Raw genomic sequence first — 3,774 nt, 5'->3', positions numbered from 1 at the left:
GCTGATCAATAGCGTCTACAATTTTTCCCATCACATAACTTAACCTAAAGTTTCGAAAAAGTAGAATGGCCCAAAAGGCTGCCATGAAATAGCGACCAGTCATCAAGGATTCATTGAAAAAATAAGTCTCAGCTGCCGTGAATAACGCTATTATGATAAATTGTTGTCTATTCATAAGATTATTGTATCATGAAATCCACTTTTAGTCTTCTTCAACCATGACTTTATCAGCTAGAAATTCGAATCCTTCTGGAATCAGGCTCTCTTCTTCCACCTCTTGGTCAGCTTGAGGAGACTTGTTTTTAGCTGAAAATGCTGCTCGAACCTCTTTCCATTCCTCTAGAGAAATAGCCAGAATCTCAGGTGAAAATCCAGCTGCTTGGCTGAGAATATTGCCAAACATGGTATTGAGATTATCCCGTTTCATGGTTTGACCAGCATTGAAATTAGACTCAAAGGCTAAAATAGCATGGCGTTCATTGGCCGCAACTGGTTGAGAACCTACGAGAAGGGCCTTATCTGGTCCAGCTAAACTTTCAATCACTTCTCCCCACGCATTCTGAAGGCGAATCAAGTTTTGTCGTGCCAAATCAGGATTTTCGACAGCTTCTTGCAGAATAGACTGAACTTTGTTGCGATCCACTCGATAAACTGTCTTGGAAGTGGCTGGACGACTAGGGACTGGCGCCACTTGTTTAGGAGCTGTTCCTACATTAGCAAGCTCTTGTTTGAGACGGGCGACTTCCTGTCTCAGTGCAGAAATTTCACTTTCAACAGCTCCCGAAACCGCAGATTCAGGCTTAATTTCCGCTAAACGAATGGTCATCATTTCAGCATAAATCTTAGGTTGCAAGCTGGCCTTCATATCTGCTAAGCTAACTGTCGCTAGACGAATCATTTCAAAGAGACTTTCCTGAGAAAGAGCTAGATTGTCTATAAAAACTGGACTATGATGAGTATTTTCGCCACCTGTCTGAACAACCAGTAGATCCCGCAAATACTGCAAGAGATCTGTCACAAAACGAGTCATGCTCTTGCCATTTTCAAACAAAAGATTCAAAGAATCGAGCGCTTTTGGGACATCCTGTTGGGCCAAGGCGGCCACATAGTCATCTAGAGCTGATAGACTAATAGTGCCTGTAATCTCCTCAGAAATAGCTGTCGTTAAAGCATTCCCTTGCGTCAAACTCAAGGCTTGATCCAGAATAGACAAGGCATCCCGCATTCCACCTTCAGCCCGTCTAGCAATGATTTCCACAGCCTCTGGTTCAGAACTGATACTCTCTTTTGACAAAATAGCTTGGATATGGTCCTTAATATCTTGCGTTCGAATCGATTTAAACTCAAAACGTTGAACACGGGATAAAATGGTTGCTGGAATCTTGTGCAATTCAGTGGTTGCCAAAATAAAGACGACATTCTGAGTCGGCTCTTCAAGCGTCTTCAAAAGCGCATTAAAGGCTCCCGTAGACAGCATATGAACCTCATCGATAATGTAGACCTTATAACGAGCCAAGCTAGGAGCATAGGTCGATTTATCACGAATTTCACGAATTTCATCAACACCATTGTTAGAAGCCGCATCCATTTCGATAACATCTTCTAGGCTACCTTCTGTCACTGCCTGACAGATATAACAGTTATTACATGGTTCACCGTCCACTTGGTTCGGACAGTTCATTGCTTTGGCAAAAATCTTAGCTACACTGGTTTTACCAGTTCCACGAGGACCTGAGAAAAGATAAGCGTGACTAATTTTTTCCTGCTCAACCGCTTGTCTTAGAGTTTTTGCCACAACCTCTTGTCCTACCAGTTGTGAAAAAGTCTGGCTTCTATATTTTCGATAAAGTGCTTGATACATTAGGCTTTCTCCTCAAACATTGTAAAGTCCCATTCTGTCTTCTCAAGCAAAATAGCGACAAATTGTTCCAAGTAATCACGGTCAATGGCATTGTAATCATCAATAAGTGAAGAATCTAGGTCTAAGACACCCAGCAATCGACCATTCTTAAGCATGGGAACTACGATTTCACTCTTTGCCATACTATCACAAGAAATGTAGTTTGGATAGGTGCTCACATCGCCAACTAAAACAGTCTCCTGAAACTCAGCAGCTTCTCCACACACGCCTTTTCCAAGCGGGATGCGAATACAAGAAACACCACCCTGAAAAGGACCTAAAACCAACTCACTTCCATCAAACAGATAAAAACCTGCAAATACAGTATTCGGAAAGCGAGATTTTAGGAGGGCACTAGCATTTGAAAGATTGGCAAGAACATTGGTCTCACCTTCAAGTAAGTAAGAGAGTTCCTCATTTAACATTTGATATTGTGATTGTTTTTCTGAATCTAACATAGAACTATTATATCAAAAATGAGAAAGAGACAAAAGAAAAATCCCTTGTTTTAAACAAAGGATTTTGCGATTATCAATTTGATTAAAGTTCGATATCACCGAACAAGTCAGCCATTGAGAATCCTGTTTGTGTTTCTGGAAGTTCGAAATCACGCTTTTCTTGACGTTTTGGACGACGTGGACGAGCAGCACGTTTTTCTTCTTTTTGTCCTTCTTCTTGAGCTGGACGTTCTTCAAGAGCTTTGATAGAAAGTGATACACGTTCTGCGTCAGCGTTAACATCAAGGACTTTAACAGTAACTTCTTGACCAACAGTAAGAGCTTCTTTTGGATTTTCGATACGTTTGTGAGAAATTTGTGATACGTGAACAAGTCCATCGATACCTGGCAATACTTCTACAAATGCACCGAAGTCAGTCAAACGTTTAACTGTTCCTTCTACTACATCACCTTTAGCCAATTTTTGCTCAACGCCATCCCATGGTCCAGGTGTTGTTGCTTTAAGTGAAAGTGATACACGTCCTTCTTCTTCGTTAAGATCAAGGATTTTCACTTCAATTTCTTCACCAACAGTTACAACTGATTTAGGTGAAACGTTACGTTCATGTGACAACTCAGTCAAGTGAACCAATCCGTCAACACCACCAAGGTCGATGAAAGCACCGAAGCTTGTGATACGAGCAACTTTACCAGTTACGACATCACCAACAGCCAATTTACCGAATACTTCAGCACGAGCTGCTGCAGTAGCTGCTTCAACAACTTCACGACGTGAAAGGATGAAGCGGTTCTCTTTAGCGTCAACTTCTTTGATTTTAGCATCAAATTCTTGACCTACGAAACGCTCAGTGTTACGTACGAAACGAGTGTCCAACATTGAAGCTGGGATAAATCCACGTACACCTTCAAATTCTACTGAAAGTCCACCTTTAACGGCACGAGTTCCTTTAACAGTAACAACTTCTTCTTCGCGTCCTACAAGTTTGTCCCATGCTTTGCGAGCTTCAAGGCGTTTTTTAGATACAAGGTATGTAACTGTATCAGTATCTTTACCAACTACTTGACGAAGTACAAGAACATCCAATACTTCTCCTACTTTCACAAAGTCATTGATATCTGCATCGCGATCGTTTGTCAATTCGCGAAGAGTCAAGACACCTTCAACACCAGTCCCAGAGATTGCAACGTTAGCTTGAGTCGCATCAACTGTCAATACTTCAGCACTAACAACATCACCAGGCTCAACTTGGCTAACGCTATTTAGCAAATCTTCAAATTCGTTCATCTAAAAAATCCTCCAACAATCAAGTTTTTTCTAAACTTGACATACTTATAATTTTTTTCCTAAGCACCCGCAAGGACATGTTCATATCGTTCACGTCTTTCAATTATAAAAATAAAATACCCTAAGATATT

4 protein-coding genes are annotated in these 3,774 nt (G+C 41.0%); all 4 read right to left on the bottom strand.

Features of this window, described 5'->3' with window-relative positions; genetic code table 11:
- Positions 1-175: DUF3272 family protein (locus tag SORDD24_RS01995; RefSeq protein ID WP_061406986.1), on the bottom strand; the 175-nt coding region annotated here is incomplete at its 3' end.
- 27 nt (positions 176-202) lie between these two features.
- A complete protein-coding gene (dnaX, locus tag SORDD24_RS01990; protein WP_061406984.1) occupies positions 203-1,861 on the bottom strand; it encodes a DNA polymerase III subunit gamma/tau in 1,659 nt (552 codons plus the stop codon).
- On the bottom strand, positions 1,861-2,358 hold the full coding sequence (locus SORDD24_RS01985; RefSeq protein WP_061406982.1) for a GAF domain-containing protein: 498 nt from the start codon (positions 2,356-2,358) through the stop codon (positions 1,861-1,863). The genes dnaX and SORDD24_RS01985 overlap by 1 nt, the downstream gene beginning before the upstream one ends.
- An 82-nt stretch (positions 2,359-2,440) precedes the next feature.
- The gene (rpsA, locus tag SORDD24_RS01980; RefSeq protein ID WP_001001616.1) at positions 2,441-3,643 is read right to left on the bottom strand and encodes a 30S ribosomal protein S1; all 1,203 of its coding nucleotides are present in this window, start codon (positions 3,641-3,643) and stop codon (positions 2,441-2,443) included.
- Positions 3,644-3,774: the final 131 nt, after the last annotated feature.

This window comes from Streptococcus oralis (assembly GCF_001579175.1).
GTDB lineage: Bacteria > Bacillota > Bacilli > Lactobacillales > Streptococcaceae > Streptococcus > Streptococcus oralis_O.
Note: the sequence above shows the minus strand (reverse complement) of the source record. Positions and strands in the feature narration are given on the sequence as shown.

Bases quoted from the DNA above. Each gene is read 5' to 3' on its own strand.
- dnaX (WP_061406984.1), bottom strand. From the start codon at position 1,861: ATGTATCAAGCACTTTATCGAAAATATAGAAGCCAGACTTTTTCACAA.
- SORDD24_RS01985 (WP_061406982.1), bottom strand. From the start codon at position 2,358: ATGTTAGATTCAGAAAAACAATCACAATATCAAATGTTAAATGAGGAA.
- rpsA (WP_001001616.1), bottom strand. From the start codon at position 3,643: ATGAACGAATTTGAAGATTTGCTAAATAGCGTTAGCCAAGTTGAGCCT.